The sequence below is a fragment of the Sphingomonas echinoides genome (assembly GCF_029623395.1).
Taxonomy (GTDB): domain Bacteria; phylum Pseudomonadota; class Alphaproteobacteria; order Sphingomonadales; family Sphingomonadaceae; genus Sphingomonas; species Sphingomonas echinoides_A.
In genome coordinates this window covers 16,842-40,205 of sequence record NZ_JAPYKK010000011.1, presented here as the reverse complement: position 1 = coordinate 40,205, position 23,364 = coordinate 16,842, and the positions used below count along the sequence as shown (strand labels likewise).

At 63.6% G+C, this 23,364-nt stretch carries 37 protein-coding genes; 2 read left to right on the top strand and 35 right to left on the bottom strand.

What is annotated here, in order from left to right; all coding sequences use genetic code 11:
• Window positions 1-10: 10 nt before the first annotated feature.
• The 35 genes from QBJ92_RS08805 to QBJ92_RS08635 all read right to left on the bottom strand — a co-directional run bounded on the left by QBJ92_RS08805 (window position 11) and on the right by QBJ92_RS08635 (window position 22,053).
• Entirely contained in the window at window positions 11-598 is a 588-nt protein-coding gene (locus QBJ92_RS08805; RefSeq protein WP_277969312.1) for a hypothetical protein, read from the bottom strand.
• A complete protein-coding gene (locus tag QBJ92_RS08800; protein WP_277969311.1) occupies window positions 598-1,191 on the bottom strand; it encodes a hypothetical protein in 594 nt (197 codons plus the stop codon). Before QBJ92_RS08800 ends, QBJ92_RS08805 begins: the two co-directional genes overlap by 1 nt.
• Window positions 1,191-4,340, bottom strand: a complete 3,150-nt coding sequence (locus tag QBJ92_RS08795; protein WP_277969310.1) for a D-alanyl-D-alanine carboxypeptidase family protein — start codon at window positions 4,338-4,340, stop codon at window positions 1,191-1,193. The genes QBJ92_RS08800 and QBJ92_RS08795 overlap by 1 nt, the downstream gene beginning before the upstream one ends.
• 12 nt (window positions 4,341-4,352) lie before the next feature.
• On the bottom strand, window positions 4,353-4,472 hold the full coding sequence (locus QBJ92_RS08790) for a phage tail assembly chaperone (RefSeq protein WP_277969309.1): 120 nt from the start codon (window positions 4,470-4,472) through the stop codon (window positions 4,353-4,355).
• Entirely contained in the window at window positions 4,472-4,903 is a 432-nt protein-coding gene (locus tag QBJ92_RS08785; RefSeq protein ID WP_277969308.1) for a gene transfer agent family protein, read from the bottom strand. The genes QBJ92_RS08790 and QBJ92_RS08785 overlap by 1 nt, the downstream gene beginning before the upstream one ends.
• Window positions 4,900-5,178: a hypothetical protein gene (locus tag QBJ92_RS08780; RefSeq protein ID WP_277969307.1), complete on the bottom strand. Its 279-nt coding sequence runs from the start codon at window positions 5,176-5,178 to the stop codon at window positions 4,900-4,902. The genes QBJ92_RS08785 and QBJ92_RS08780 overlap by 4 nt, the downstream gene beginning before the upstream one ends.
• Window positions 5,179-5,214: 36 nt before the next feature.
• Window positions 5,215-5,640 (bottom strand): hypothetical protein, encoded by a 426-nt coding sequence (locus tag QBJ92_RS08775; RefSeq protein WP_277969306.1) that lies wholly within the window; start codon window positions 5,638-5,640, stop codon window positions 5,215-5,217.
• A 65-nt stretch (window positions 5,641-5,705) separates the two neighbouring features.
• Entirely contained in the window at window positions 5,706-6,095 is a 390-nt protein-coding gene (gene gp17, locus QBJ92_RS08770; RefSeq protein WP_277969305.1) for a tail completion protein gp17, read from the bottom strand.
• The gene (locus QBJ92_RS08765) at window positions 6,088-6,579 is read right to left on the bottom strand and encodes a hypothetical protein (protein ID WP_277969304.1); all 492 of its coding nucleotides are present in this window, start codon (window positions 6,577-6,579) and stop codon (window positions 6,088-6,090) included. The genes gp17 and QBJ92_RS08765 overlap by 8 nt, the downstream gene beginning before the upstream one ends.
• Window positions 6,579-6,929 carry a head-tail adaptor protein gene (locus QBJ92_RS08760; protein ID WP_277969303.1) on the bottom strand — a complete coding sequence of 117 codons (351 nt, stop codon included), beginning with the start codon at window positions 6,927-6,929 and terminating at the stop codon, window positions 6,579-6,581. Before QBJ92_RS08760 ends, QBJ92_RS08765 begins: the two co-directional genes overlap by 1 nt.
• On the bottom strand, window positions 6,929-7,330 hold the full coding sequence (locus tag QBJ92_RS08755) for a head-tail connector protein (RefSeq protein ID WP_277969302.1): 402 nt from the start codon (window positions 7,328-7,330) through the stop codon (window positions 6,929-6,931). The genes QBJ92_RS08760 and QBJ92_RS08755 overlap by 1 nt, the downstream gene beginning before the upstream one ends.
• 6 nt (window positions 7,331-7,336) lie before the next feature.
• A complete protein-coding gene (locus QBJ92_RS08750) occupies window positions 7,337-8,602 on the bottom strand; it encodes a hypothetical protein (protein WP_277969301.1) in 1,266 nt (421 codons plus the stop codon).
• A 1-nt stretch (window position 8,603) separates the two neighbouring features.
• A complete protein-coding gene (locus tag QBJ92_RS08745; RefSeq protein ID WP_277969300.1) occupies window positions 8,604-9,962 on the bottom strand; it encodes a phage portal protein in 1,359 nt (452 codons plus the stop codon).
• Window positions 9,962-10,228, bottom strand: a complete 267-nt coding sequence (locus QBJ92_RS08740) for a hypothetical protein (RefSeq protein ID WP_277969299.1) — start codon at window positions 10,226-10,228, stop codon at window positions 9,962-9,964. The genes QBJ92_RS08745 and QBJ92_RS08740 overlap by 1 nt, the downstream gene beginning before the upstream one ends.
• A 69-nt stretch (window positions 10,229-10,297) precedes the next feature.
• The gene (locus tag QBJ92_RS08735; protein ID WP_277969298.1) at window positions 10,298-11,689 is read right to left on the bottom strand and encodes a phage major capsid protein; all 1,392 of its coding nucleotides are present in this window, start codon (window positions 11,687-11,689) and stop codon (window positions 10,298-10,300) included.
• Window positions 11,690-11,706: 17 nt separating this feature from the next.
• A complete protein-coding gene (locus QBJ92_RS08730) occupies window positions 11,707-12,327 on the bottom strand; it encodes an HK97 family phage prohead protease (protein ID WP_277969297.1) in 621 nt (206 codons plus the stop codon).
• Window positions 12,328-12,337: 10 nt separating this feature from the next.
• Window positions 12,338-14,029, bottom strand: coding sequence for a terminase large subunit (locus QBJ92_RS08725; RefSeq protein ID WP_277969296.1), 1,692 nt, complete (start codon window positions 14,027-14,029; stop codon window positions 12,338-12,340).
• A gap of 1 nt (window position 14,030) precedes the next feature.
• The gene (locus QBJ92_RS08720) at window positions 14,031-14,324 is read right to left on the bottom strand and encodes a hypothetical protein (protein WP_277969295.1); all 294 of its coding nucleotides are present in this window, start codon (window positions 14,322-14,324) and stop codon (window positions 14,031-14,033) included.
• A 253-nt stretch (window positions 14,325-14,577) separates the two neighbouring features.
• Window positions 14,578-14,835 carry a hypothetical protein gene (locus QBJ92_RS08715; protein WP_277969294.1) on the bottom strand — a complete coding sequence of 86 codons (258 nt, stop codon included), beginning with the start codon at window positions 14,833-14,835 and terminating at the stop codon, window positions 14,578-14,580.
• 304 nt (window positions 14,836-15,139) lie between these two features.
• Window positions 15,140-15,676 (bottom strand): hypothetical protein, encoded by a 537-nt coding sequence (locus tag QBJ92_RS08710; RefSeq protein ID WP_277969293.1) that lies wholly within the window; start codon window positions 15,674-15,676, stop codon window positions 15,140-15,142.
• Window positions 15,677-15,722: 46 nt separating this feature from the next.
• The gene (locus QBJ92_RS08705; protein WP_277969292.1) at window positions 15,723-16,610 is read right to left on the bottom strand and encodes a DUF1376 domain-containing protein; all 888 of its coding nucleotides are present in this window, start codon (window positions 16,608-16,610) and stop codon (window positions 15,723-15,725) included.
• The gene (locus QBJ92_RS08700) at window positions 16,607-17,140 is read right to left on the bottom strand and encodes an endonuclease domain-containing protein (protein ID WP_277969291.1); all 534 of its coding nucleotides are present in this window, start codon (window positions 17,138-17,140) and stop codon (window positions 16,607-16,609) included. The genes QBJ92_RS08705 and QBJ92_RS08700 overlap by 4 nt, the downstream gene beginning before the upstream one ends.
• Before the next feature lie 52 nt (window positions 17,141-17,192).
• Complete coding sequence (locus QBJ92_RS08695) at window positions 17,193-17,450, bottom strand: hypothetical protein (protein WP_277969290.1); 258 nt, start codon at window positions 17,448-17,450, stop codon at window positions 17,193-17,195.
• Window positions 17,450-17,689 (bottom strand): DUF2312 domain-containing protein, encoded by a 240-nt coding sequence (locus QBJ92_RS08690; protein WP_277969289.1) that lies wholly within the window; start codon window positions 17,687-17,689, stop codon window positions 17,450-17,452. The genes QBJ92_RS08695 and QBJ92_RS08690 overlap by 1 nt, the downstream gene beginning before the upstream one ends.
• A 23-nt stretch (window positions 17,690-17,712) precedes the next feature.
• Window positions 17,713-17,991 (bottom strand): hypothetical protein, encoded by a 279-nt coding sequence (locus QBJ92_RS08685; RefSeq protein WP_277969288.1) that lies wholly within the window; start codon window positions 17,989-17,991, stop codon window positions 17,713-17,715.
• A 29-nt stretch (window positions 17,992-18,020) separates the two neighbouring features.
• On the bottom strand, window positions 18,021-19,244 hold the full coding sequence (locus QBJ92_RS08680; RefSeq protein ID WP_277969287.1) for a DNA-methyltransferase: 1,224 nt from the start codon (window positions 19,242-19,244) through the stop codon (window positions 18,021-18,023).
• Window positions 19,241-19,567 carry a hypothetical protein gene (locus QBJ92_RS08675; RefSeq protein WP_277969286.1) on the bottom strand — a complete coding sequence of 109 codons (327 nt, stop codon included), beginning with the start codon at window positions 19,565-19,567 and terminating at the stop codon, window positions 19,241-19,243. The genes QBJ92_RS08680 and QBJ92_RS08675 overlap by 4 nt, the downstream gene beginning before the upstream one ends.
• A complete protein-coding gene (locus tag QBJ92_RS08670; protein ID WP_277969285.1) occupies window positions 19,567-19,755 on the bottom strand; it encodes a conjugal transfer protein TraR in 189 nt (62 codons plus the stop codon). The genes QBJ92_RS08675 and QBJ92_RS08670 overlap by 1 nt, the downstream gene beginning before the upstream one ends.
• A complete protein-coding gene (locus tag QBJ92_RS08665) occupies window positions 19,755-20,657 on the bottom strand; it encodes a hypothetical protein (RefSeq protein ID WP_277969284.1) in 903 nt (300 codons plus the stop codon). Before QBJ92_RS08665 ends, QBJ92_RS08670 begins: the two co-directional genes overlap by 1 nt.
• Entirely contained in the window at window positions 20,657-20,812 is a 156-nt protein-coding gene (locus QBJ92_RS08660) for a hypothetical protein (RefSeq protein ID WP_277969283.1), read from the bottom strand. Before QBJ92_RS08660 ends, QBJ92_RS08665 begins: the two co-directional genes overlap by 1 nt.
• A 38-nt stretch (window positions 20,813-20,850) precedes the next feature.
• Entirely contained in the window at window positions 20,851-21,351 is a 501-nt protein-coding gene (locus tag QBJ92_RS08655; protein WP_277969282.1) for a hypothetical protein, read from the bottom strand.
• Window positions 21,351-21,539: a hypothetical protein gene (locus QBJ92_RS08650; protein WP_277969281.1), complete on the bottom strand. Its 189-nt coding sequence runs from the start codon at window positions 21,537-21,539 to the stop codon at window positions 21,351-21,353. Before QBJ92_RS08650 ends, QBJ92_RS08655 begins: the two co-directional genes overlap by 1 nt.
• The gene (locus QBJ92_RS08645) at window positions 21,536-21,703 is read right to left on the bottom strand and encodes a hypothetical protein (protein ID WP_277969280.1); all 168 of its coding nucleotides are present in this window, start codon (window positions 21,701-21,703) and stop codon (window positions 21,536-21,538) included. Before QBJ92_RS08645 ends, QBJ92_RS08650 begins: the two co-directional genes overlap by 4 nt.
• 3 nt (window positions 21,704-21,706) lie before the next feature.
• On the bottom strand, window positions 21,707-21,841 hold the full coding sequence (locus QBJ92_RS08640; protein ID WP_277969279.1) for a hypothetical protein: 135 nt from the start codon (window positions 21,839-21,841) through the stop codon (window positions 21,707-21,709).
• On the bottom strand, window positions 21,838-22,053 hold the full coding sequence (locus tag QBJ92_RS08635; RefSeq protein WP_277969278.1) for a hypothetical protein: 216 nt from the start codon (window positions 22,051-22,053) through the stop codon (window positions 21,838-21,840). Before QBJ92_RS08635 ends, QBJ92_RS08640 begins: the two co-directional genes overlap by 4 nt.
• 99 nt (window positions 22,054-22,152) lie before the next feature.
• Between QBJ92_RS08635 and QBJ92_RS08630 the strand changes: the two genes are divergently transcribed.
• Together QBJ92_RS08630 and QBJ92_RS08625 are read left to right on the top strand one after the other, a co-directional pair.
• A complete protein-coding gene (locus QBJ92_RS08630; RefSeq protein WP_277969277.1) occupies window positions 22,153-22,878 on the top strand; it encodes a S24 family peptidase in 726 nt (241 codons plus the stop codon).
• Window positions 22,879-22,944: 66 nt separating this feature from the next.
• Window positions 22,945-23,325, top strand: coding sequence for an HIRAN domain-containing protein (locus QBJ92_RS08625; protein WP_277969276.1), 381 nt, complete (start codon window positions 22,945-22,947; stop codon window positions 23,323-23,325).
• Window positions 23,326-23,364 lie beyond the last annotated feature (39 nt).

Here is a 23,364-nt window from a genome sequence, read left to right as displayed (position 1 = left end):
GCGACTCCCGTCAGGTTCTGCGGCTGGCGCCGTTGGCGATCGCGATCGCAAGCTCGGCCGACCGGTCGTCCGGGTCGTAGCTCTGCTGATCGAGATAGGTTCGGTTCGAGGCCTGGCCGAAAAAGGCGAGGTAGGATTCGACGTCGAGGTTGATCGTCTGGCTGGTGCGGTCGCCGACGATCTTCGGCACGGACATATAGCCGGTGTAGAACGACCAGATCGCGCCGATGCGGGTCAGCTGCTGCGGATCCAGCATCGCGCGCCACAGGCGACAGTCGCGGCCGACGTAGTTCGCACGGTTGCCGATTTGGGTCATCAGCTCGTCGTCGACGCCGGCGAGGCCGGACAGCTGCAGCGACAGGGTGTCGGTGCCGCCTTCGCGCGCCTTGACCGCGCCGACCGACACCATACGCGGATCAACCGCGGTGAAGGTGAAACCGTCGAGGTCCTCGTCGCCGGTGCCGGTGAAGGAATAGCTGTATGGCGCGTTGGTGACGCGGATCGGGCCGTCAGCGAGGTCGAGGAGGCAGAACGTCACCGGCTTCCGGACGTTGGCGGAAAGCGCGGCGTTCGCTGCGGCATCGGGGCGGCTGTCCATCAGAACGCCTCTTCGCAGTCGAACGAGACGGCGTATTTCTGGCCGATGCCGACTTTCCAGCCGTTCTTCGGATCGGTCATCGCCATCACGGCGTAGGGGCGCTTGACCTCGATCGACGCCTGATCCGCTGGCACGACGCGGATGTACGGCTTGATCGAGAGCGTGGCGTTGCCGTTGGCGTCAGCCACGACCGCGGCGTTCAGCATCAGCAGCTGGTCGCCTAGGGTGATGAACTGGCCGCGCTTGAGCTTCTCCCCTGCGGCGCCCCATCCGGAGGTGATGAGGGCGTGCCCCCCTTGGTTCGCGCCCTTCACTCGGACGTCGAGCGTTCCACTGATCTGATCCCGCTCGCAGGCAACGACGCGGAAGCTGTTCGCGACGCCATCGCAGTCGACAACGAACGCGCGCCAGTCGAGCACCCGGTTCTCACCGGAGATCGGGGGCAGGGTGACCTTCGCGAACCACCTCGGCGCCGCCGCCAACAGCGTGACGCGCCGTCTGCCGGTGAACTCGCCTCGGTTGACCTGGCCGGGTTGGTCAATGGTCCACTCGATGTCGGAGGCGACGGGTTCTGCCGGGATATTGATCATCATCAGTCGAACCCTCCCGGAAGATCGCCGCGGTTCAGTTTGCGCATCGTGCGCGCGGTCGCGCCGGCCATGATCGGCTCCGCGGTTGCGCCGATGGTGCGCAGCGTGACGCCTTCGATCTTGGCGTCGAACTCTGGGCTTGGACTGACGGTGATGTTGCCATCGAGCTGCATTCGCCGGTTTGCGCCGGCGCCGTATGCTGCCGCTGGCAAGCGAGGCGCGCGAAGGCTGGGCAGGGACGGCGAGCCGCCAAGCGATCCGCCGTTAGCGAAGCGGGGTAGGCGGCGCGCGTTGATCGCTGCCATCGCGTTCGCGCCGTAATGGTTCACCGCGCCCTCGTTCATGATGAACTCACGGTTCGAGAGGCGCACCGCGCCGCCGCCCGGTCCCGACAGCAACGCGAGGATGCTGTCGGAGCGGCCGTTGCCGGGCCCGCTGATCAGTCCGCCGAGCGATCCGCCGTCAGCGCGACCGGGAATGCTGTTCAGCGACCCGCCGTTGGAGAAACCGAGGAACTTGCCGACGCCGGGAAGCGCCCCGAGAATGACCTTCTGGATTGCAATGCGAGCGAGATCGGCAACGATGCTCGACGCCATCTCGCCGAATGCGCCCTTGAGTTTGATCACCTTGCCGATCGACTGAGCCAGGCTGTTCTCCAGCGATCCCAAAGCGTCGACGGTTACGCCCTGCAGCGCCTGTTTCGTGTCGTTCGTCGCGGACTTGAGCCGCTCACGGTACGCATCAAGCGGCGAGGCATTCTGCCGAGCGAGCTGCCCGCGCTCCGCGCCTTCCAACGCCGGCAACGCGCCGAGCGATCGCTGCGCCGACATGACCGCTTCCGGATCCTTGGACGTGTCGCGGACGCGCTCGAGCGCCTGGCGGCGCAGCGTCTGCTCGGCCTCAAGGATCTGCTCGGCAATCCGCGCGCGCTCGCGCTCGGTCGGTGCCATGTCCTCGCTGATGCGGAGCAGCGCGACCCGCGATTCGAGGCTTTGCCGGTCGACGTCGTACCGCCGCTCGATCACGCGCATGGCGCGGTCGGCCGCGGCGTTCTGCAGATCCTGCACCCTGGTCTGTTCGCTCAGCGAGCGCAGATTGTCGGCGCGAGCCTTCGACAGACCCTTCTCCTGCTGGAGGTCGATCTTCTGCTTGCGGCTGTCGGCGTCGGCATTGATGCTCGCGACCAGTTCGGCGTCGCGCTGCTCCTCCGTCTGCGCGGATTTGCGGGTCGCCGCGGTGAGCCGCTGCCGCGCAGCCTGCTCTTCCTGGCCATAGGAGATGTCGTCGCTGAGCACCTTCTGCCGCGCGCGCTCGGCGCGATCGTCGACCGTTTGCTGGCTCGTGCCCTTCTTGCCGAAGGCAACGTGGAACACCTTCTGGTCGCGCTCGTCGATCAGCTGGCGGATTGCGACGCCTTCCTTCGCGAACGCCTGCCGGATGGATGAGACGCTAATCCCTGGGCCATAGGCGACGTCGACCGCCTGGCCGCGCTCGTGGTCGCTGGTGCCGGGCTTCGCGACCGGTCCCGCGTGCCGCCCGGCGAGCTTGTCCGCATACAGCCGGGCTTGCCGCTCGGTCGAGCGCAGCCCGCTGGTGACGCGCCCACCGATCCCGGCAACGATGCTGGTCGCTTCGGCAACGCTGACCTCGCGGCCGATCTGGTTGTTGTTCGGCTTGACGGTGCTGGCTCGCTGACGCGCCTGCGCAACGTCGATGGCCGCCTTCTTTTCCGTCTCGAGCTGTTTCAGCCGCTGATAGGCCGCATCGCCAACCTGCTTCCCGAGCTTTGCCTCTTCCCGCTGCTGATTCTTAAGCGCGCGAATCCGGTCATCATAGAGTTTCGTGACGGACTTGATCGGGTCGATAGCGGTCGCGGCACGTTCGGCCAGAAGGTCGACATTCGCAACGTTAACGTCGCGGTTCGACGCCGCCAACGCGGCGTTCGCCTTGCTCAACTGCGCGCTGAGTCCTGCGACACGATTGCTCGACTGGTCGAGCGCAAGCGTGCCGAGTTCGCCGCGCTGACCGGGGGCGGCGGAACGCTGGCGATCAATGCCCTCTTGCGCGATCGCCTGCTCAAGCAGTGCGACCGTAGCCTTCCGAATGTCCTGCGCGTGCTGGCGCTGGGCTGTAGCGTTGTCATATGCCCGGAGTGCTGCTGACTTCTCCGCGTCGGCCGACTTCCTAAGGGCTTCTTCCTGCTCGTGGATAGCAGCGGTGACACCCTCAAGGGTCTTGCCGAAGATCTCCTTCGCGCGGGCGCTATTTGCGGTCTCCGTCGCATCTTTGGTCAGCTTTTCGACCGCGTCGTCGGTCGCGTCGCCGAACTCGAACATGCCTTTGGTCAACGGCCCAAGGATGAGCAGCGCACCGGTGATGGCAAGCCCATATGGTCCGACCATGAACTTCGCGAAGGATCCAGCCTTGCCCTCGACGTTCTGGAACTGACCCGCCGCCTGACCGCCCTGGATCGCGATCACCTGAAACGCGTTTGCGCCCATGCTCAGCTGAGTGAAAGTGTCCTGAATTTGGTAGGACAACCCCGCCATCGCTGCGCGCTGCGCGCCGGACTGCGCCGAGACCTTCTTCTGACCTTCGCCGAACAAACGCGAGGCCGCGCCTGCCTGCTGAAGCTCGATCTCGACACGCTCGAGCGCACCGGCTTCGCGGTTCAGTTCCTGCGCATGACGTTCTGACTCGAGTGCCGCGGCGCGCGCCGCTTGGACGTAGAGGCGGGTCTGCTCGGTCAGAACACCTTCACCCTGAGCGGCGCGTTCCGAGGCGTCGGCGATCAAGCGCGTGGCAATTGCCTGCTGCTGAGCAGCGGCAGCCGCCGCGCGCGCGTCCGCGGCACCGATATTGAGGCCGCCGGTGACGGTTGGCGCGATGATAGCCTTCGCCGCCAGCTTCTGGACGTTGCTGAAGCTCGCCTCGAACGACCGCTCGGCCTTCGTAGCGGCATCCTGCGCCAGATCCGCGAACGCGCCGAAGCGCTTGCCCATACTGCCGATCGAGCCTTCGACGTTCTCCGCCATCTTGGCGGCACGCTTTTCGAACCGGTCGAGCGGCTTTTCCCCATCAGCGAGCGAGCGCCTTAGCAATTCCGTGGCGGCGTCCACCTGCAACAGGAGGCGTTCGGTCTGATCAGCCATGGACGCCTCCTGTTATGACGGGCTCGGGGGATTGGCGCGTTCAAACGCCTTGATCGCGGTCCAGAACTCGACCGGCGTTGCTCGCCAGAAAACGGCAGGCCGCCATCCCAACAGGATGTCGGCTGTGCCCATCAGCCGTCGACGGGGGCTTTCTCCGTCGTCGTCATCGTCGTCGACGGCTTCAGTTCCCCCGAGGAGTTGTATCCGCCGGTTACTGCGATCGAGAGCATCTTCGCGACGGTCTGCAACACAGTGTAGAGGCCGCCCTCGCTGTCGACGATGAGGCGAGCGATCCGCTGAGCGTTGGCACCGGCTGCGCCCTTGTTTTCGGTTTCCTTGCCCCATGCGCGGACGCAGACCGTGACGATCTGCGCGGTGTCCGCGAGCTTGAGCTTTGCCCCCAGTGCATCGCGGGCAAGGTCGACCAAGCCGCGATCGAGCGTCTGTTCGATCTCGGACAGGGCCTCGAAAGTAGGGCGGAGGACCATCGTCGTACCGTCGAGGATCACGGCCAGTTCGCCTCGATCCTCATTGGCGAAGCCTGCGGTGACGAGGTCGCTCACTGCGCGACGATCTCTTCGACCGTATCCGCCGGCAGCGCATACAGCTTTGCGATTGCGCCGATGGCGTCCGGGTCCGCGGCGATGTCGCAAGCGAGCTCGTTCATTGCAGGCACATCCTTGCCGAGGAAAGGCGCGAGGGCGCGCGCGGCAAGCGACGGGCCTGCGCTGAGCAGCGCTTGCACCTCATGCTGACCATGCCCGGTCGACGCGATCAGCTGGGCATCTAGATCCGTCGGCTTGCTGGTTCGATAATCTGTGCCGTTGATCTTGATCATCGGTGTGATCCTTATGCGAGGGCGGGAGGCGCGCGCTTACGAGAGCGCGTCGACGGTCGGCTGCGATGCGGGCTGCAGCGTCAGCGGCGACTTGACGCTCGTGCCCTGGTCGAGGCCGGTGCTGTCGATCGAGGTGTACATCGAGCACTCGAACACGATGTCGCCGGTCGCGAACGGCTTCTTGCGGATCTGGTAAACCTCGGCAGCGTTCGATTTGTCGAGCGTTTCCATCCGGGTGTAGCCGTTGGCGTCCGGCAGATCCGGCGTCAGGTCCTGCTTGATCGTGATCGTGCGCAGGCCCGGCGACTGGGTGTCGACGCCTTCCTGGTCCTTCGTCGCGTTCGACGAGAACGCCTTGCCGCGATCGATGCTGAGATTGCCCTGACCGGCGGGCTGGTTGAACGTGCCAGCCGTCGAGGACTGGACGAACAGGCGGTAATCACTGCCGAGTTTCTTCGCCATGGTGGTTCTCCTGTGAATGCGCGCGGGCGGGGCGCGGCGGGTAGGTTACGGGTAGTGGGGGAGTGCTACGGCGCGATCGCGAGCACGGTGAAACTGGTGATGCCGCTGTAGGTCGAGCCGTCCTCGCTCAGCACCGCGTCATCGTCCTCGAACTCGAAGGCGAGAAGCCAGCCGTCCTGTTGGAGGTTCTGGCCATCCAGTGCGGTTTCGATCTGCTCTTGCAGCGTAAGCAGTGGCGCGCGCTCCTCGGCCTCGACGATCGTCACGATCGAGATCGTCACCCGGCGATCGGCGTCTGCGTCCTTGGTCGGCAAGCGCGAACTCTTCATGTCACCGATGATGACCAGCGGGGTCGGCGCGTTCTCTGGCGCGTCCTGATAGACCCCGGCGTCGGTGATCGCGTTGCTCAGCGCCAGGAACGCTGCGGCTTCGACCATTGCCTTTGCACTACTCATCGGACCCTCCCGCGATACGACCTAGTGACCGGGTCAGGATGCCGCGCAGATTGGCGTTCAGGGTGTTGCGAAGCTCTGGGAAGCGCCCGGTGATGAAGCGTTTTCCCCGCATGAACTTCACCTTCATCGGGTAGCGCTTGGTCAGGCTGCTGCCCGCCTTGCCGGTAGGGTTCGACCGCCGCCGCTGTACCTGCACCGTTTGCGCGCGCCGCCCGAGATCCTGAATGCGGCCGTAGAACAGGTTCTGCTTGCCGCGCCGCCCGCCGAGCAATCCGACCTGAAGCCGCAAGGACTTCGGCAGCACCTTGCTTTCGATCCCCGCGCGCAGCGCGCCGGTCTTGCTCGGTGCCTTTGCCTGAATTGCCTGTTTGATCTGCCGCCCGGTCACGTTCAGTTCGACGATGATCTCGCCGCGGACCGCATCTGGCGTGCGTCGAAGCAGCCGTCTGAACCGGCCAATCCCGCGGAGCTTCGAGCGTGCCATCAGCCGAGCGCTCCGCTCTCGCAGGTCATCACGTTCGACTGACCGTCGGTGCAAGGCGGGGCGGTCTTGATATTCAGCGCGATGCCCTGCCACACTAACCGATGCTTGGGCGTCAGTGCCAACCGCTTGCGGATCGTGACGCGGTAGATCTGCGTCGCGCGCTCGACGCCAAGGCTGAGCGCCTCGCCGCCGCGCAGCGGATATACCTCGGCCGGAACGTTGACCGCAACGTCGCGCCAGGCGGCCTCACCTGCCGGTGGTTTGCGACCACCTTTCCCGTTGTCGACCACGTTGGGTTCCTGGATCGTCACCTTGTGCTTGAGGCGGCTGGCCAGCCCGAGCGTGGCCATCAGCACACCCACTTTCGGATCGGGTCCAGCAGGAACGTGACGGTGAACGGAAGCTCCGAGCTTTGCGAGCCGACGGCGACCGGTTCGCGCTTGTCGAACCAGTGACCGATGAGCAGCAGCATTGCGACCTTGATGACGTCGTTGTCGGGGTCGTCCAGTGTGAGATCGACGGGGCGCTTCAACTCGTTGCGCACCGCGCGCGCCGCCGCCAGGATCAACAGGTTGAGGTAGCTATCCTCGGAGGCGTCGGTCCGCTCGAGCCGGACTTGGGCGCGGACCTCTTCGATCGCCAGACCACGATCGGCCTGCGCGGCATCGAAAGCTCCGTACCGAATAATGACATCGGCGTCGCTGACATCGGATCCGGCGCCGATGATTACGCGCATCTGGTCGACGGTCATCGCCGACTATTCCTTGTTCAGATCGCGGCCGTCGCGACCCTTCTTGACCGCGAGGCGCCAGCCGGTGTTGTTGCCTTCTGGCTTCTCGCTGGTCGCGCGCTGCGCGATCCACAGCGAGCCGCCGAACGTCACCGCATCGCCATGCTCGTAAGCGGTGCCTTCCTTGAACACGCCGCGATCAAGGACGACCGGGAACGGTACTTGGAAGGCATATTCCTTTTCGCCCTTAGCGAAGACGAACCGCACGGTGCGACCGTCCGGAAGTAGTTCGACCGCCATGTCTTCCGGGCCGGTACCGTCGAGACCGTCCTTGCCGTCCACACGGCCGAGGTCGACCATCTTGCCGTCACTAAGCGTCAGAACGAGCGAGCCGTTGCGATCAATCACCGCGCCGGCAGCGCCGACACCGTCCTTGGCGCGCGGGAGCGCCGCGACGGCATCCGCGACCGACTTCGCAACCTCGTCTCGAATCAGGGGGGCGACGTCATCAGCTGAAACGCTTCTGCCTGGTGCAGCAGGGGGCAAGGCAGCGACTGCCTCGTCGACCAGGGCCTTGATGGCTGCTGGGTCGGCATCCTTGCCGTCCTGCGGTTGCGGAAGGACAATCCCCGCAACGGCATCGGCCACCAGCGAGCGGACGAGTTCTGGATCTGCATCCTTGCCGGGCTGAGCGGCTGGCAACGCGTCGACTGCCGACTGTACGAGCGCACGGACCTGATCGATGTCAACGTCCTTGCCGTCCTTGCCGGCGGGGATCTCGATCGCAGCAACAGCTTCGGCCACCATCGACCGGACGAGTTCCGGATCGGCGTCTTTGCCCGGCTGTGCAGGTGGCAGGTCCGCTACAGACGCGAGGACCAGCGTGCGGACCTCCTCCATGTTGACGCTCTTGCCGGGCTTCCCTTCTGGGACTTCGACCGCGGCAACCGCTTCCGCTACGATTGACCGAACGAGGGCAGGGTCGGCATCTTTACCGGGCTGGGCAGGGGGAAGGTCTGCCACTGCGGCCAGGATGATCGAGCGGACCTCGGCCATATCGACGTCTTTGCCGTCGATGCCCGGCTGCGCGACCGGGATCTCAATCGCGGCCACCGCCCGATTGATCATGGCAGCCAGTTCGTCGATGTCGACGTCCTTGCCGTCTTTGCCCGGCAGCGGTTCGCGAGCTTCAAGCTGCGCGATGCGCTCGAGCAGTGGCGCCGTCTCCAGCTTGAGCAAGGTCGGCAGGATCTCGCGGACAACCGTCGCGGTGGCTTGGGCGAGCGCCTTCATGTCAAGCATTCAGGGCCTCCCGGAGTTCTTTCTCGAACAGCGCGATCGTCGCGCGCGCTTGCTGTTCTGCGACTGCGTTGTCGTTGGCCGGATCGGTCGGCACGGCGGTACCCTTGCTCGCAAACGGATCGGCGTTGGCGTCGCGCTTCGCCAAAGCTGCGAGGCTGTAATTCTGCTCCTGCAGGTAGGGCGTGTTCCCACCCTCGGTTGGTTCGAGGTCGAGGCGTAGGCGCGCCTCGTCGATTTTCTTGATGCCGGCGCCGACCGCTTTGGACTCGGCCTCTACAAGCGCAGCCGTATCCATGCGCAACAGGCCGTCGAGATCGAATTCCGTTCCGATGCCGAAGCCTTCGCCAATGCCAAGGCCCTCATCGAGACAAAGCTCCGCAGCTTCGATCAGCGATTGCAGCGCCTGCGTGTAATATTCGAGGTTCAGGCTCTCGACGTTGCTGTTCGTCGGCAGATTGCCGATCCCGAGCTTGTACGGAGGAACGTGGAAGGTCGAACAGACAACCTCGGACGTCCACTTCAGCTGCTCGATCAGTTTGGCGTCGCTCGGCGTTACCGCGATCGATTCGTATTTCATCCCGTTGCCGAGCACAGCGACCTTACCGGCGTTCTTGCCGCTGTAATTCGCGTGCCAGTTGTCCTTCAGCTCGTCGGCGGTATCCTTCCCAATGTTCCCGGGTGCGACGAGGATGCCGCCGGGGCGGGACTGGTTGCCGAAGAAGTTCGCCGAATTGTTCTGGATCTTGAGGCCCTGCGTTGCAGCCAAGCCGTTTGCGAACAGCGGCGACAGGCCGACGAGGGGGTGAAACAGGCAGTTGAATCGATCGTGGATGATCTCGCGTGCGGGGACGGCTATCTGTCCGGTGAACCCGGCGAGATTGTCCGCCTGAAGTTCGTAGAACACTTCGCCCTCATCGCTGACGAGCACCTTCACGCGGTTCGGGTCGAGGACATACAGGGCGGTTACGATGCCGCGCCCGTCGCGCCGCTTCAGGACGTACGTATTGCCGCGAGCCAGCTTCGACAGGAAATAGCTTTCCCAGAACTGGATGCGGGTCTGAAAGGGGTTCGGCTTACGCAGGACCGGCGAGTAGGAAGAGCGCGTCGTCTCCGACCAGATGCCGGACGCGGACTGCGCAACGAGCTTCACGCGCAACTTGGAAATATCGGACGCGATCAGCGTCATGCACGCGAACACGGCGTGGTAAGCCAGCACGCTCTCGACTTTGACTTCGACGTTCTCCTGCCATGCGCCGGCGAAGCTCTCTCGGACGATGCCGAACCAGCCGCGCCGGTCGTCGACCGGGCTGACGGACTTGGTCCGTCCGAAGTCAAAGCCGAGGAAGCGCATCAGGCCTGCCGGCCTTTGGCTTCCGCGATCTTCTCGCGCAGAGCCGCGGCGTCCCAGCCGTGATACGGCTTCTTGCCGACCGATACCTGATATTCTGCGCGCAGCTGCTCAAGATCATCAGCAGAGCCACCAGTGTCGGTAAGATCCACCGCAGCAGCGTCGTCCGACACGATGTCGGCGCGGTCGTACCCGAGCTTGCCGAACACCCGGGCATAGCGCGGATCGTTCGCCTTCAGCGCGCGGGTGAAATATGCTTGATGCTTCATCGCCTATCCTTTCGAGAACGGCGTATCCCGCCCGGGCGCGGTGTGCGTCCGGGCGGGGGCTACGTGGCCTCAGCCGCCGTAGTTGGCGCTGTCGATGAACTGCACCGCACCGGGGCGACGCTTGCCCCAGTTGATGTAGCGCTCGGCGCGGATGCCGATCATGTTGTTCTGCCAGAGCGACAGAAGAACGGTGTTGGCAGTCGCCGGCGCGTCCGGCGCGCTCTCCATCTGCAGCGATGCCTCGCTGCTGACATCGAGCATCGTCTCGCCGTCGTCGGCCAGCAGGATCTCGTTCGCCTTGGCGAGGATGATCCGCGAACCGGCACCGGTAACGGGCGTGCCCGAGCCGGCGTTGACGGGGACGTTCTCCGACAGGACAACCGGCAAGCCCATGAAGGTGCCGCCGCTGGCGCCGTTGATGACCATCCCGGCGAACTCAGGCTGGCCAAGGGGGTTGGCCATCAGTGCCAGGCCCAGCGCCTGCATCTCGGTCATGATCCAGACCGCGCCGCCGAGCGAGAGGTTGGCCGTCAGGAACTTGCCCATCAGCAACTTCGCGTCGTGTCGAACGGCGTCTGCGTCGACCCCCGAGGCAACGATCGGGGTCACCCCATTGGTGATAGATGCCGGCGAAACGTCCTGCACCGCAGCCTTCGTCGGATCCACGAACTGCTGGTCGAGGAACTGCGCGGTCTGGCTGACCAGATCGTCCTTCACCACCTGCTCAGCCGAGGGCGAGGAGGCGCGTGCAAGCTCGTCCGTGATCACGACGATGCCCGCGGTCTTCGCGCGACCGAGACGGATCTGGTCGAACGCAAGCGCGCTCACCGGCTTGGGCTTACCCTCGCCGACCCAGCCGACCGACGAACCGCCGGTCTGACGCGGGATCTTGATCTCGAACGGTACGCGGCGAAGACCCTGGATGCGGCCGATGATCGTCGCCGGACGAAGCAGTTCGGCGAACTCGCTCGACATGTTCTGGTATTCGACCAGCGGCTTTGCCCATGCCGTATCGGTAGTGGTACCTGCCGAGACTGCCGCCTTGAGGACGTTCTCGACTTCCGGCGTGGTGTCCCGCCAGGTCTTGGCGATCTCGGCGGCCTGCATCAGGTTACCCTTCGACCGCGCAAGCGCCATCGCGTAGCGCGTGAAGGCGGTACCCTTGGGAAGGTTGTGGCCCTTGATCTCGATCCGCGAACCGCCGCGGGTCGTTCCGGCATCCGCAGCGCTACCGCCCGCGACCGGGGTTGCCTTCTCGCCAGCCGACTTCTCGGCCTGCTTGAGGCGCTTCAGGTGGCTGTCGATCGATTCGATGTCGGCCTGGTTGCCATCGAATTCTTCGGTCTGGGCGGCGTCGAGGGTTGCCCCGTCGGTAGCGGCCTTTTCCATGATGGTGTCGTTGGCGGCGACCAGCGCGGCGCGCTTGGTCTCGAATGCGCCAATCTGCGCAGCATAGTTCATCGTCTATCGTCCTTTGATCAGGCGAGCCGCTTGATTTCGCGGATCACAACAGGGGGAGCCCGATCGCGGGCAGGGTTCTCCAGCTTGACGACTCGAACGCTTTTGCCTGACGCGGCACGCTCGAGGTCTGCGGGGATTTCGGGGTCGGGAATGCCGGCCGCATGACGCAGGCCGGTATCAATCGACTTGATGGCGGTGATGATCGCATCGGCGTTGGCCGGGATCGTCACCGCGGAAAGCTCGAACACTTCCACTTCGGTGAAGCGGATCCCGCCGGCTTCCATGTAGGCGTATTCGATCGGCCGGAAGCCGATGCTGGTCGCGCGGACGAGGCCCAGCTTGATCGACTGCCAGGCGAGATCGAGCAGGTCCTTGAGGAGACCGGGCTCGTCGGTCTTGGCGACCTTCGCCTTGAACGGGATCCCGTTCGCGGTCGGCTGGCCGAACTCGCACGTGCCGACTGGCTGATCGTGGTTGTGCTGCCAAAGGAACGGCATGGGGTTGGTGAACTTGACCCCCAACGGCTCGATGATGTCACCGACGCGATCGACGGTCGGCGTTGTCGCGATGCCTTCGATGGTGCGAGCGTCTTCGTTGACCGCCTTGATCGCAAGGACGCTGTATGCCCTGTTGTCCATGGGGTGCCTTTCAGATGAACATGAATTGTGGCCCCGCACCGGCGGCTTCCGGGTTGCGCGACATGAGCACCACCGCGTTGAAGGCGGCGATGAGCGGATCGATCTTCGCCTTGCCCGCGACCTGTTTCGTGATCAGCACTGCGTTGCCGCGTTGCTCGGCCTTCGCGTTACCGGCGCACCAGGCCATCAAGCGCTGACCGGCGTGGATCATCGTGCCGTCCTTCAGCTTGCGCTCGGTGCCCCAGACCGCGCCTGAGAGGCGATAGCCCTGACTGATCGCCGGAAGCTGCTCGACCGTGAACCCCCGCCCGGTCAGTTCGTCGACAAGCGAAGTGATGTTCTGCGGATCAAGGCCGATTGCCGCCTGTTCGGGGAACAGCCCGAGATCTTTGATACGCTCGAGGAGGTCGACGACCTCGACTAAATCCTGCGTCGGCGTAACGCATTTGACGAGCGACCCCTCGGTCGCAAAGTCATCGAGGTTTGAGACGATGTCCTTACGTCTCTCGAAAACGTCCTGCTGCGCCCATGCTTTGCACCAGAGCAGCCATTGCTTTGTAACCTTGTGCCGACCAAGCAGCGCCAGTCCGAAAAGATCGTCTAGACCGCCGCCGTCGCCGCCGGCGACCACAACCTCGACGATCTCAAGGAATTGGTCGAGCGATCCGTCCCAGACCTCAGGCGCGGCCTGCGCCGCCTGCCAATAAAGAGCCCCGACCCAGGCATCATGCCGAAGGCCGATGCCAATCTCGACATTGAGGTGCTTCGCGTAAAAAACGGCGCGAGGACCGTCCGCGTCATGGTCAGCTTCGGATGCCTTCTCTTCTAGCCAGGTTTGGGTGACAGAGCGGCCTATGTTGGGATTGGTGAGGTAGAAGTTAGCAGGGGATAAGTGCTCGCCTTCAGCGACCATCTCATCGGGAAATTCGTACAGGACAGGTAGCTTCCGGGGGTCGACGATCTTGCCGTCGCGCACGTCACGGAAATAGCCGAGCTTCTGCTTGAACACGCCCGCAGGGGGTTTGTCGGATTGGGTCGTTAGGTAGATCGTGTAACCTTCAGGGCGGCTGACCTGACCACCGGTTGCTTCCTTGAGCATCGAATCAGCGTTGGACATTTCGCCAAACAGCCAGAGCTCGTCGACCAGCACCCGGCTCGCTTTTTTCCCCGCGACCGTGCCGCTATCAGCAGCAACCACCTTCAGGGTCGACTTCATCTCGCGATGCGTGATGAGCTTCAGATGCTCCTGATATTTCAAGAGATCGGCAAGTTCCTCGTCGGCATCGATCATGCCCATCGCGGGAGCGAAGCTGTTCGCCGCCACCTCCTTGGTGGGAGCGAGGATCAGGTTTTCGTCGTATGACCGAAAGCCACAAGCCAGCTCGGTCAACATGATGCCGGCAGCGAGCGTCGACTTCGTATTTTTTTTGCTGATAAGGAGGAAATATTCGGTGATCAGCTGCCGGTTGGTCTCCGGGTCGAACGCCCCGAACACCGCCGCTGCGAAGTCGAGCAACCACTCGTCGCTGGCCTCCCCGAAGGTCGGCTGCCCCGGCAGGTCGACAATCTTCAACGACGTGAAGACTGCCATCTTTGCCTCTGCCGACACCGGAAACAGCGGCGAGAACGGGATAAGCGATCGTCGATCGCGGATACGCCGTTTCCAGTCCAGGCAAGCGGTCGACCAGGTCAGCTCTACCAAGTCACGGCTTCACAACCTTGAGAGCTGGCGTTCCGACCGGGCGGAACCTGCTGCCGCCGGCAACCTCCCGGGCCCGCTCCTGCGCCGCCGCCTTCTTTCCTTGGGGTGCGGACGCTTCGTTGATCGTCTTAAAGGCTGTGGCCAGCTCCTTCAGTGTCTTCGCACGTCCGGAGAGGCTGATGGCACTCATCATACCGTCGTGCCGGCGGCCATCGCGATCCCCGGCAGTGAGGTCCTCGATCATTTCTTCTAGCTCGCCAATATGCGCGGTTGTCGCATCGAGCTCGTCGAGCATGCGTGCCACTAGCCCGCGACCACGCTCAGCGATGACTGATGCTTCAGGTGTCGGAGGCCGCTCAGTCGGAGGCGATGGCTGCGTTGCGGGGGAAGTCCGCGAAGTACGCACGGTGCGCACCTTGCGTACCGCTCGAACCCAGTTTTCCGCCTTGGCGCGCTTACGAATAGCGCCTTCCGATATTTCATGACGATCAGCTATTTCCCGAATAGAAACTTCGCCGGTCAAGTATTCGAGTTCTATGCGAACCCAGTCATGAGTAGATTTGCGGGTTGCCATGACGCGGCACCTCCGGCCCAAAAGTAGGCAGGATCGGCATATCAATCTCGATCGTACTCCGTCGGCCCTTCACGTCGGGCTTCCCGTGCGGACGCTTGATCGTGCGAGTGGGCGTCCAAACGTCAAAGCCCGCCTCGGCGAGCGAGCGGGCTAGGTTGAGCGTCCGACCGCCCGATGTCCGCAAGATGCACCAATCCGCATCGTCCCTGCGCCGTGCTGCCTTCCTACTCATTTCCCACCCCTTGAACCTTGATACTGAATTGAAAACTCGGTGTGTTGTCATTTGATTGGCGGCGGCAGCGCGGACCGCATCACCGCTGAACCTCCGCTTGGGAGCGTCATCGGAACACGTTCTCGGTGGTACTGGCCATCTGGTCCGCAGCGATCCGCGCCGAACCAAGACCGTGACCGTTCGCGATCAGCGAAGGTTGGCATTGCGACATCGCCTTGGACCGGATCCCAACGCGAGTGTCGCAGGCAAAGCCTTCGAGCATTCATTCCGTGAAACAGTTCGCAGCTTTTGCAGAGCGGCGGCATCATGCGGCTTGCGCCTGTTCGATCGGCTCGGACAGGGCCGCATCGATTTCGTCCTGGGTGAAACTACCGGTCGCAAGGCCCATCCGCTTGAATTCAGGCCAACCACCGAGGCGGCTCAGCGCGCGGATCCGCTCCGGTGGTATCGGCCTGGTACTGACATCGTCCTCGGGCAGCATGGTGGATGGCTTGGCCGCCCACGCGATCGCGTCTGCCAGCTGGCGGAGGCGACGGAGCGCTACCGAATGCCGGATCGTGATAGCCGCAGCCTCGTCCCGAATGACCGTCTCGACCTCGTTCAGGAACTTCATCGGCCGATGAAGCGCAGACGTGGCGGCTTCGCGCGCGACGCGACCGGGCAGGTCGGCCAGTGCGACGCACATGACCCTGATCCACGCATCTGACTGCTCAGGCGACAGCGTCGGTGCAATCTTCGTTGCGATCATCGCCAGATCGTCGCCGAGCAGCGTCGTCAGTGCGCCGGCGGCTTCCGGATTGCGCCGCGATTTGCCTTTCGGCTCAGCCTCAGCGAGCGGCATCAACCCGCGCTCATAGCCGGCGATTAACGCTGCGACGTCTACGCCGTCAGCTCGGGCCATAGCCGAGGTCAGGTTCCACATCGTGCTGTTCGCGAAAGCGCCGACGGCTCTCGATTGGTCCGCTCGGTCGGTCGTGGTGAGGTCGTTTGCCATTGCGGAAGCATCCTTCGATGAAACTGACGGGGTCGATTGCGCCTTCGCGCTGGGCTTTGCCGAGGGCGACGATCACAGCTTCGGCGCCGTGGTCGCGCTTCCATTTGCCGAGAATGCCGCCGGCTTTGCCGTTCAGGATCCCGGCCTCGGCTAGGAGACGGCGGCCCTGGTCGAACATTACCTTTTCGGGATCGACCGGTTCGACGGGAGGGGCGGGCGCCGCCGCCGATGCGTCAGCATCGGAATAACTCCCTGTCCCTCTCCCTGTCCCTTTCCCTTTCGGCATTGCATCGGACGTGCTTGAAGCATCGCCGGCAGATGCATCATGCATGCCCGACGCATCTGCATCTCCGTTGCTTGGGGCTTTGCTCCAGCGTGCTTCGGCGGCCTTCTCAGCAATGGCGACACGCTTGGCCTTGCGGTCGCGATACGCGAGCTTCTCTGACCACGCGGAATTGACCTGCTCGGCCACCACTGGGTGATAAAGCCGACCGTCATCGCATTCGATCCAGCCGCGCATGGCGTCGTCTCGATGCCGACGGAACGTCTTCACATCGCGGCCAAGCCCGCACAGGCGCGCAAGTACCGCCTCGCCGGTCGGCAGCGAACCGGCGGGCACCTGATGCCACGACGCGGACCATAGGAGCACTGCGTACCAGCAGGCTTCCGGATGCGCCTCTGCCGCAAGGTCGCTGTCGCGCAAGCGTGCGACGTGCAGCGGCATGAACGGGAAGTCCTGCAGGTCAGCGTCCGCTGGGGTGAGGGGCGCAATACCGCTCATGGCCGATCAACCAGAATCTCTATGGCTTCCAAGGCTACTGACAGCGGGTCCGCGAATACCTCTGAACCGGTAAAGCGCAGAACGCGGTATCCTTGCGACACCAAGGCTCGGTCACGAGCTTTGTCCCGCTGGGCCTGCTCTTTTGTCCGTTCGTGAAAGTCGTGGCCGTCGACTTCAACGATCAGCTGGCTCACACCATTGAAGTCCACGTATTGTAAGAGAAAGTCGACGCGGTATCGCCCGATGGTGATCTGCGGATAGACGTAAACCCCGGGAATTGGCGGCGGCACAGCATAAGCGACCAGACCACCTTTCACGCACATGATGTGCAAGCGAGACTCTGTCTCTGCGAGGGTTTCCGGATGCAGCATCTGAGCGAGAAAAAGCTTCTCGATCGGGCTTTCACACACATCAGCGGCGCGAGAATAATGGAAGTCGATCGCTTCAGCAGCTTCGTGTTTTGCGGACGCAAGAATGCTTTCGATGAGGGAGGTAGTAAGATCACCGCCTCGGCTCCTGAATCGTTTCATGGTATTTTCCCGATCTTCATTCGCCAAGACGGTAGCGATTGAGGCGTCAGCATCAGAAAGGCACCTGTTCTCGCAGCAGCGGATCGCGAGCGACCTGCGCCTGCATCTTGGTTTCCACGCCCTTGCGGGCGCGTTCGTTGAGGGCAGCGCGGCTAGCCTTCCGACGCTGCAGATTTGCGTCGATGTCTGCCCGGATCCTTTCGATCCGGGCAGTTGCAGCGATCTGCTGCTCTACGAGAGCGCGTTCCTGGTCAGACATTGCCGCCAGGTCGTCCCGCCGATTGCGGAACAGGATGGCCAGCAGGCGCATCAGGCCAGCCCCAGCGCCTGCTTGTAGGTCTCGAGCAGCATCTCGGCCTCGTCGCGGTGGTGCTTTTCCATCTTCCGCAGTTTGACGATTTCCTTGATCGTCTTGACGTCGAAGCCGGTGGATTTGGCTTCGCCGTAGACGTCGGAGATATCGTCAGAGATCCCCTTCTTTTCTTCCTCAAGCCGTTCCACCCTCTCGATGATCAGGCGCAACTGGTCGGCTGCAATGGTCTCGCTCATGGTCGTTCTCCCTGTGAACTGGTTCAGCGCGGTGCCGGCGTGTTGCCGTTGCGGCCCGGCGCGGCGGTCGCGCCGTCGGTGCGCCCAGGCGTCCGATTGGCCACCGTCTGGCGCTCGACGAGGTCGACGTACGGCTCGTCGAAGTAGAAGGACTCGAAGGGTTTGCCCTGCTCGGTCAGCCCCTGCGGCTGCAACGACACCTGGGCGCAGCCGGTGAGGTATTCGACACGAGCGGTCACGATGCCTTCCAGGCCGGTAATGGCGTGGCGCGCCTTGTCGCCGAGGTTCAGTTTGGTCGTCATGGTCATTCTCCCTTGGTGATTCTCGGTGGTCATGCGGCGTCCTCGAACAGCCCCAGCTGAGGCGAGGGCGCGGGAACGTCGGCAGCCCGGACCTCGGCCGCCGCAATGCGCGCGCGCGCGATCGGGACGTAATCGTCGGTCAGTTCGCAGCCGATGAAATGGAGGCCTTCGAGGACGGCGGCCTTCCCGGTCGAGCCGCTGCCCGTGAACGGGTCCAGGACCGTGCCGCCGGGCGGCGTGTAGAGACGGACCAGCCACCGCATGAGGCCCTCGGGCTTCACCGTCGGGTGGATGTTCCGGTACTGAGTCTCTCGGCCTTCGCTCAGGCTCGACGCCGCGCCGCTCTCACCGTTACCGGTCTGGAACTGGACGAATGCCTGCGGGTCGAGGTGATCGAGTCCCTCGTCGCGATCCGCCTTGCTCGCCTTGGCACAATAGAAAAACCTGGCGGCGCTGCCGCTGTCCCCGTGGCAAACCATAACCGTACCTGCCGGTCGGCTTTCGCTTCCGTATGCGGCGCCCCGATTGCCATCGGCATCCCCGCCGCTGGCGCGTTTGACAGCCCCGGTTCCGCTTGCTGTATTGGGAAATCCTGCAAGAACCTCGTCGCTACCGTCGTGCACGACGTTCGCAGGCCACCGGCCCAGCTTGTTCGGCGGCACTGCCCCAGGCATGCGCCGAAACTCTTCGAGCGTTCCTCGCTTGGCGGCATCGTATTTCGCGCCAGGAAGCGCTCGTGGGGTGGCTTCATCATGGCGCATCGGGATAACGCCGGTTCCAGCGCGGATGGTTTCGTCGGTCGGGACCCGGCAGATATCGATGTTGATGGCGCCGGTACCGTACAGCGCCTCGTTGGCCGCCACCGATCCGATCAGGGGCTTGCGCGCAACGGCGATCGGCTCGTGCGCGGGCTTGAGGCAGCTGCCTTTGCCGTCGCGGTTGCCGCCTTTCGGAAAGCCCGATCCGTACAGCCACATGATCTGGTCGCGGATCTCGAAGCCAGCGTCCTCGATCGCGCACGCCATTCGGTGATAGGTGCGGGCGTGCGAGAACGCGGCCAAGATGCCGCCGGGCTTGAGTACGCGGAGGGCCTCGCGCCACATTGCCACGTCATTGGCGATGCCGGACTTGTCCCAGCTGCGACCCATGAAGCCGAGCTCGTACGGTGGATCGGTGGCAATGCTGTCGATCGAGGCATCGGCCATAGCGGCCATGAGGACCCGGCAGTCGCCGTGGAGGACGGTTGCCGTCATGCTGTCCACTCCCCGCCAAGGCGGCGGCATTCGATCGTCTCGAAAGCGCGGCCACCGGCGGCGGCGGACATGCCCTTCGACCAACCGAGATCGACGTAGAACACCTGAGCGTCTGCCACTGACTTCCAAGCCAGCCCGGCCGCGATGCCGAGAGCCCGCTCGTCCGCGCTCTCGTCGTTGAGGACGCCGGGCTGCGTGTAGAGCAGGTGACTGGCGATCGGCGCTTCACCCCGTGCAAGGCTGTCCGCCAAGCAGGCACGCGCATAGGCGACGTTCCGCTCGACGTCTCCCGCATAGGGGCTTTCGAGAATGACCAAGCGCATCAGCGGCGGCGCTTCTGCGCGCGGTCACGGCAAGGCGCGCAGCGCCCGCCGATCAACCGCTTGCTGTCCTCGAAGCACGTCTCGCATTCACCAGCGACACCAACCGGAACCGGCTGCCGCGCCGCGCGGATGCTACGTTCGAGGTGCAGATCGCTGATCTCCACCGCCACATCGATATTGTCTGGCATCAGGCTGCGCTCCCTGCGCGTTCGTGGGCATAGGCAGCGAGGCCTAGGATCATCATCCGGTCAGCGAAGTCGATCACCGGAGCTTTCTCGCGCAGTGCCGCAGCGGTGACCGCCGCCGGCACCCGAGGTTTGCGGGCGATGCAGCTGATCAGCGCGCCGCGCGCGAAGGCACCCGGGGTTTCCCCGGCGACGTCCGCGAGCGCTGCAAGCTTCTCGAACTGGTCCTGTGGGAAGTGGATGTTCAGTTGCCGCCGGACGTCTCGCGTGGCTATCGCCGCTTCCTGACGCGATAAACGACCGCCCGTTCCGGTTTGGAGGGAAACAAGCGCGAACGACGGTTCCTCCGATGCTTTGTCGTCGGCTGTGACGGTCCAGTAGGCCGAAGCTTTCGCATCGGGCTCGGTTGGTTCAGTCGGCGTCGCTACGTCGTCCTGAGCAATAAACTCTTCGATAGCTTCGCCCTGTTTCTTGAGGGCCTTGACCGCACTATCGACGGCAGCACCGAGGCGCTCCTTTGCCGCGTCTGAGGTCGCGTTCTCTGACGCTGGCTCTTTTCCGCGCTCGATGATCTCACGGATGCGCGCCGCGGCTGTGTCGATCTGCACCTTCTCGTCATCAGCGCGCTTGCCGCCGATCCGGGCAACTACTGCGGGTGTCGGCCGGGGAGCAGGCTCGAATGTCTTCTCCTTGCGTCCGAGGGCGATCGAGCGGGTCGCACCGTGGCCCTTGATCGTGATCTCGCCAGCATCCGCCAGGTCTGCGAGCAGCGACCGCGCCGATTCCACGCCGCGCAAATTGAACCGGTCGACGATCTGGGTATCGGTCGGCAGCGCGCTGCGCAGCGACAGACTGTTCTTGATCCAGTCGAGCATCTGCTGCTGGATGATGCGAGGGTGCGCCATTATGCTGCCTCCGCCCATGCCCGGACGCGAGCGTTCCAGCCGTCGATCGCCTTGTTCGCGATCGGCAGGAGCCGAAACGACGGCGATCCAGCAAAGCGCGGTTTATCGTTCGCGGAAGCGACCATCGTCGCCACCGCGCGGGTGGTGTTCGGCATTGTCGTCTACTCCCTGCCGGTCGCGCCGGCGCTAAACCTCAGTTGTGAATCGAGCGGAGCCCAGTCGGTGCGCGGTGATCGGCGATCTCCTTCAACCACTGGCCTGTGAGTGCGTGAACACGGAGGAGGTGCTGCTCCATCGCGATCAATTCCTTGTGCGTCTTGACAGTGCCGCCATCGCTGCCGGGCGCTTCAGCCTCAGCGATCTGCGCCAGCAAGGTGGCAATCGGCAGCGTGCCGTGCTCAGCGGTGCCCGTCGGTTCGATCGAACGGACCAGCTCGAACCCGTAAAGCCGGGCGATGTCGTCGAGGGCGTGTGGGCAAGCCGTCGTGGCGTCCCACAGCCGCTTGGGCCCCGGCATCGCGCCGCGCATCTGGATATTCTCCAAGCCCTTGCTCGACAGATCCATCGCAGCGGCGAGCGAACGCTTCGTCGCCGTGGTGTTGGAGCATCGTGCGAGACCGCTCAGCATTGCAGCCCGGAACTCCGCTTCGTTAACGTCCCGATTTTCGGGAACGACGCTGCTGCACTGCGTCATTACGATCCGTTCCCATGATGAACAGCATTCGCATCTTCCCGAACGTCCACGTCCGTTCCGATCGAGCAAAAGGCGGCAGAGGCGACAGCAATGGCGAGGTACAGCGCCAGACCCGCCAGCATGCTGGCGACGGCGGGGGACCAAGCCCACAGCAACACTGCGGCGAGTATCGCGAAAGCGAACTTCATTCCGAAAACCCTTTCTGGTGAGCGGCGCCTTTGAATTCAGCGTCGGTGTGCGAGCAGAGCGCCTTCCCGCAGGTCGCGCAGACCGGCAGCGGGATCGCGTCGAGAGCGGCGATCAGGGGATCGAGCATGGCTTTCCCGGCCGCTTCGTCTTGAGCGTGAGTCATGGCCTATCGCTCCTCGTTGCAGCGTCGGTCGCGCGTCGTGAGCGCGTGCCCGAGGGAGAGGGAAAGAATGCCGCCGAGCGTCAGCCGAAGGCCGACCGCCGCGACTGCCCAAAATGCGAGTTGTTCGACGATGTTCATGCTGCCTCCCGTTCGGCAGCAGGCGCGCGGTACGAGGCCATGAATTTGCGAACCATTGCCTCGGTCTCGGGCCAAACTCGACGACCGCCACGAATGTCCCTCACGAAGTGCGGATCCCTCATCGCCATGCGACCGAACGTGACGGGCGACATGGAATTGGCTGCGATGAACGTGTCGATCGCGTCTGGTAGCGAGGGGGCATCGTGCTGCATGCCATGATCGATACCGTAGGATTCGCCCTACCGTCAAGCATAAAAGGTAGGGCAAATCCTAGCCTTCTGGTTGATGGGACGGTGTGGGATGAGCCCTACATGGAAGAGCCCGGCAAAACCCCACTGCAGACGGAATTGAGCGCAGCGATCGCGCGGTCGGACCGTACCCGCGATTATTTCGACGGGTTGTTGCGTCAGAAGCTCGCCACCTCTGGAAAGCCTCTTTGGGACATCGAGCGGGGGAAGACGAAGAAGCCAAACCCGAAAACGTTGAGAGCGATCGAGGAGGTGCTTGGTTACGATCCGGATTTCCTCGTCGACCTAGTCCATCCGCGTGAGCAGCAGCTAGTTCCAGCTTCGAACACAAAAACGGACAGCAGCACGCTTCCGTCGCGTTCCATTGGGGCCGGGGAGACCGGTGCCATCATCAAGCTCGACCTGAGGTTGCCGATGGGGCCGGGGGCGACGGTGGACGATTTCGTTGAAGAAGAGCCGATCGAGTTTGATCTAGCCTACATTCGGTCGTTCACCAGAACGCCATTGGCAAGGTTGCGGATCGCTCAAGGGGTAGGCGACAGCATGTTCCCTACGCTGGTTTCGGCGGATCTTGTTTGGATCGACACGACGCAAAACCAGCTGCTGCATTCCGACCGCATCTACGCCGCATCAATCAATGGCGGCGCAGCGATCAAGCGCCTGCGCCCGATCGACGGCGGTAAGCGCGTGCTGGTGATCTCGGACAACAAGACCGTCGATTCCTATGAGGTCGACGCCAAGGACGTCGCGATCTGGGGCAGGGTGATACGCTTCGCACGGGACCTTTAATTCCTGAAAATCAACGACTAGCGATGGTTGTCAAAGACGCTTTCGGGAGCTATCCGCCCCCGACACATGCGACAAGTATCTCTCGCAGTCGTCGGTATCGACTATCCCAACAAGCGCGGCCCAGCACGCCGATTCGAGCTCGAGATGTGTTCGCCAGGCGAACCGGTTGAACTGCGTCCCGAGCCGACCAACCCCTACGACGAACACGCGATCGCGGTGTTCTCTTGCCGAGGGGTGCAACTTGGGTACCTCAAATCCGAGCGGGCCGTTTGGATCGGTACTCTGTCCCGGCAGGGCCGCGCGATTAGCGGAATATTCCAGGGAGCGACCGCATCAGCCGCTTGGGTTCGCGTAGCTTTCGACAACGACGACCAAGCGCTGCCCGTCGTGAAGCCTCAGAAGGAAGTGGGCGAATTCTGGCCGGATGATATCTATCCCGACTATTGAATAGGAGGCGTCCTACTTTTTTAGTTGACCAGTAGGAAA

Bases quoted from the DNA above. Each gene is read 5' to 3' on its own strand.
- QBJ92_RS08660 (WP_277969283.1), bottom strand. From the start codon at position 20,812: ATGCCGAACACCACCCGCGCGGTGGCGACGATGGTCGCTTCCGCGAAC.
- QBJ92_RS08805 (WP_277969312.1), bottom strand. From the start codon at position 598: ATGGACAGCCGCCCCGATGCCGCAGCGAACGCCGCGCTTTCCGCCAAC.
- QBJ92_RS08720 (WP_277969295.1), bottom strand. From the start codon at position 14,324: ATGCTCGACGAGCTCGATGCGACAACCGCGCATATTGGCGAGCTAGAA.
- gp17 (WP_277969305.1), bottom strand. From the start codon at position 6,095: ATGAGTAGTGCAAAGGCAATGGTCGAAGCCGCAGCGTTCCTGGCGCTG.
- QBJ92_RS08760 (WP_277969303.1), bottom strand. From the start codon at position 6,929: ATGGCCACGCTCGGGCTGGCCAGCCGCCTCAAGCACAAGGTGACGATC.
- QBJ92_RS08775 (WP_277969306.1), bottom strand. From the start codon at position 5,640: ATGGCGAAGAAACTCGGCAGTGATTACCGCCTGTTCGTCCAGTCCTCG.
- QBJ92_RS08750 (WP_277969301.1), bottom strand. From the start codon at position 8,602: ATGAAGGCGCTCGCCCAAGCCACCGCGACGGTTGTCCGCGAGATCCTG.
- QBJ92_RS08790 (WP_277969309.1), bottom strand. From the start codon at position 4,472: ATGGGCACAGCCGACATCCTGTTGGGATGGCGGCCTGCCGTTTTCTGG.
- QBJ92_RS08655 (WP_277969282.1), bottom strand. From the start codon at position 21,351: ATGACGCAGTGCAGCAGCGTCGTTCCCGAAAATCGGGACGTTAACGAA.
- QBJ92_RS08645 (WP_277969280.1), bottom strand. From the start codon at position 21,703: ATGACTCACGCTCAAGACGAAGCGGCCGGGAAAGCCATGCTCGATCCC.
- QBJ92_RS08695 (WP_277969290.1), bottom strand. From the start codon at position 17,450: ATGCGCCTGCTGGCCATCCTGTTCCGCAATCGGCGGGACGACCTGGCG.
- QBJ92_RS08800 (WP_277969311.1), bottom strand. From the start codon at position 1,191: ATGATGATCAATATCCCGGCAGAACCCGTCGCCTCCGACATCGAGTGG.
- QBJ92_RS08700 (WP_277969291.1), bottom strand. From the start codon at position 17,140: ATGAAACGATTCAGGAGCCGAGGCGGTGATCTTACTACCTCCCTCATC.
- QBJ92_RS08765 (WP_277969304.1), bottom strand. From the start codon at position 6,579: ATGGCACGCTCGAAGCTCCGCGGGATTGGCCGGTTCAGACGGCTGCTT.
- QBJ92_RS08715 (WP_277969294.1), bottom strand. From the start codon at position 14,835: ATGAGTAGGAAGGCAGCACGGCGCAGGGACGATGCGGATTGGTGCATC.
- QBJ92_RS08675 (WP_277969286.1), bottom strand. From the start codon at position 19,567: ATGCGCTTGGTCATTCTCGAAAGCCCCTATGCGGGAGACGTCGAGCGG.
- QBJ92_RS08685 (WP_277969288.1), bottom strand. From the start codon at position 17,991: ATGACGACCAAACTGAACCTCGGCGACAAGGCGCGCCACGCCATTACC.
- QBJ92_RS08710 (WP_277969293.1), bottom strand. From the start codon at position 15,676: ATGCCGCTCGCTGAGGCTGAGCCGAAAGGCAAATCGCGGCGCAATCCG.
- QBJ92_RS08705 (WP_277969292.1), bottom strand. From the start codon at position 16,610: ATGAGCGGTATTGCGCCCCTCACCCCAGCGGACGCTGACCTGCAGGAC.
- QBJ92_RS08635 (WP_277969278.1), bottom strand. From the start codon at position 22,053: ATGCAGCACGATGCCCCCTCGCTACCAGACGCGATCGACACGTTCATC.
- QBJ92_RS08650 (WP_277969281.1), bottom strand. From the start codon at position 21,539: ATGAAGTTCGCTTTCGCGATACTCGCCGCAGTGTTGCTGTGGGCTTGG.
- QBJ92_RS08780 (WP_277969307.1), bottom strand. From the start codon at position 5,178: ATGATCAAGATCAACGGCACAGATTATCGAACCAGCAAGCCGACGGAT.
- QBJ92_RS08755 (WP_277969302.1), bottom strand. From the start codon at position 7,330: ATGACCGTCGACCAGATGCGCGTAATCATCGGCGCCGGATCCGATGTC.
- QBJ92_RS08630 (WP_277969277.1), top strand. From the start codon at position 22,153: ATGGAAGAGCCCGGCAAAACCCCACTGCAGACGGAATTGAGCGCAGCG.
- QBJ92_RS08640 (WP_277969279.1), bottom strand. From the start codon at position 21,841: ATGAACATCGTCGAACAACTCGCATTTTGGGCAGTCGCGGCGGTCGGC.
- QBJ92_RS08690 (WP_277969289.1), bottom strand. From the start codon at position 17,689: ATGAGCGAGACCATTGCAGCCGACCAGTTGCGCCTGATCATCGAGAGG.
- QBJ92_RS08730 (WP_277969297.1), bottom strand. From the start codon at position 12,327: ATGGACAACAGGGCATACAGCGTCCTTGCGATCAAGGCGGTCAACGAA.
- QBJ92_RS08680 (WP_277969287.1), bottom strand. From the start codon at position 19,244: ATGACGGCAACCGTCCTCCACGGCGACTGCCGGGTCCTCATGGCCGCT.
- QBJ92_RS08795 (WP_277969310.1), bottom strand. From the start codon at position 4,340: ATGGCTGATCAGACCGAACGCCTCCTGTTGCAGGTGGACGCCGCCACG.
- QBJ92_RS08665 (WP_277969284.1), bottom strand. From the start codon at position 20,657: ATGGCGCACCCTCGCATCATCCAGCAGCAGATGCTCGACTGGATCAAG.
- QBJ92_RS08735 (WP_277969298.1), bottom strand. From the start codon at position 11,689: ATGAACTATGCTGCGCAGATTGGCGCATTCGAGACCAAGCGCGCCGCG.
- QBJ92_RS08625 (WP_277969276.1), top strand. From the start codon at position 22,945: ATGCGACAAGTATCTCTCGCAGTCGTCGGTATCGACTATCCCAACAAG.
- QBJ92_RS08670 (WP_277969285.1), bottom strand. From the start codon at position 19,755: ATGCCAGACAATATCGATGTGGCGGTGGAGATCAGCGATCTGCACCTC.
- QBJ92_RS08740 (WP_277969299.1), bottom strand. From the start codon at position 10,228: ATGAAGCATCAAGCATATTTCACCCGCGCGCTGAAGGCGAACGATCCG.
- QBJ92_RS08745 (WP_277969300.1), bottom strand. From the start codon at position 9,962: ATGCGCTTCCTCGGCTTTGACTTCGGACGGACCAAGTCCGTCAGCCCG.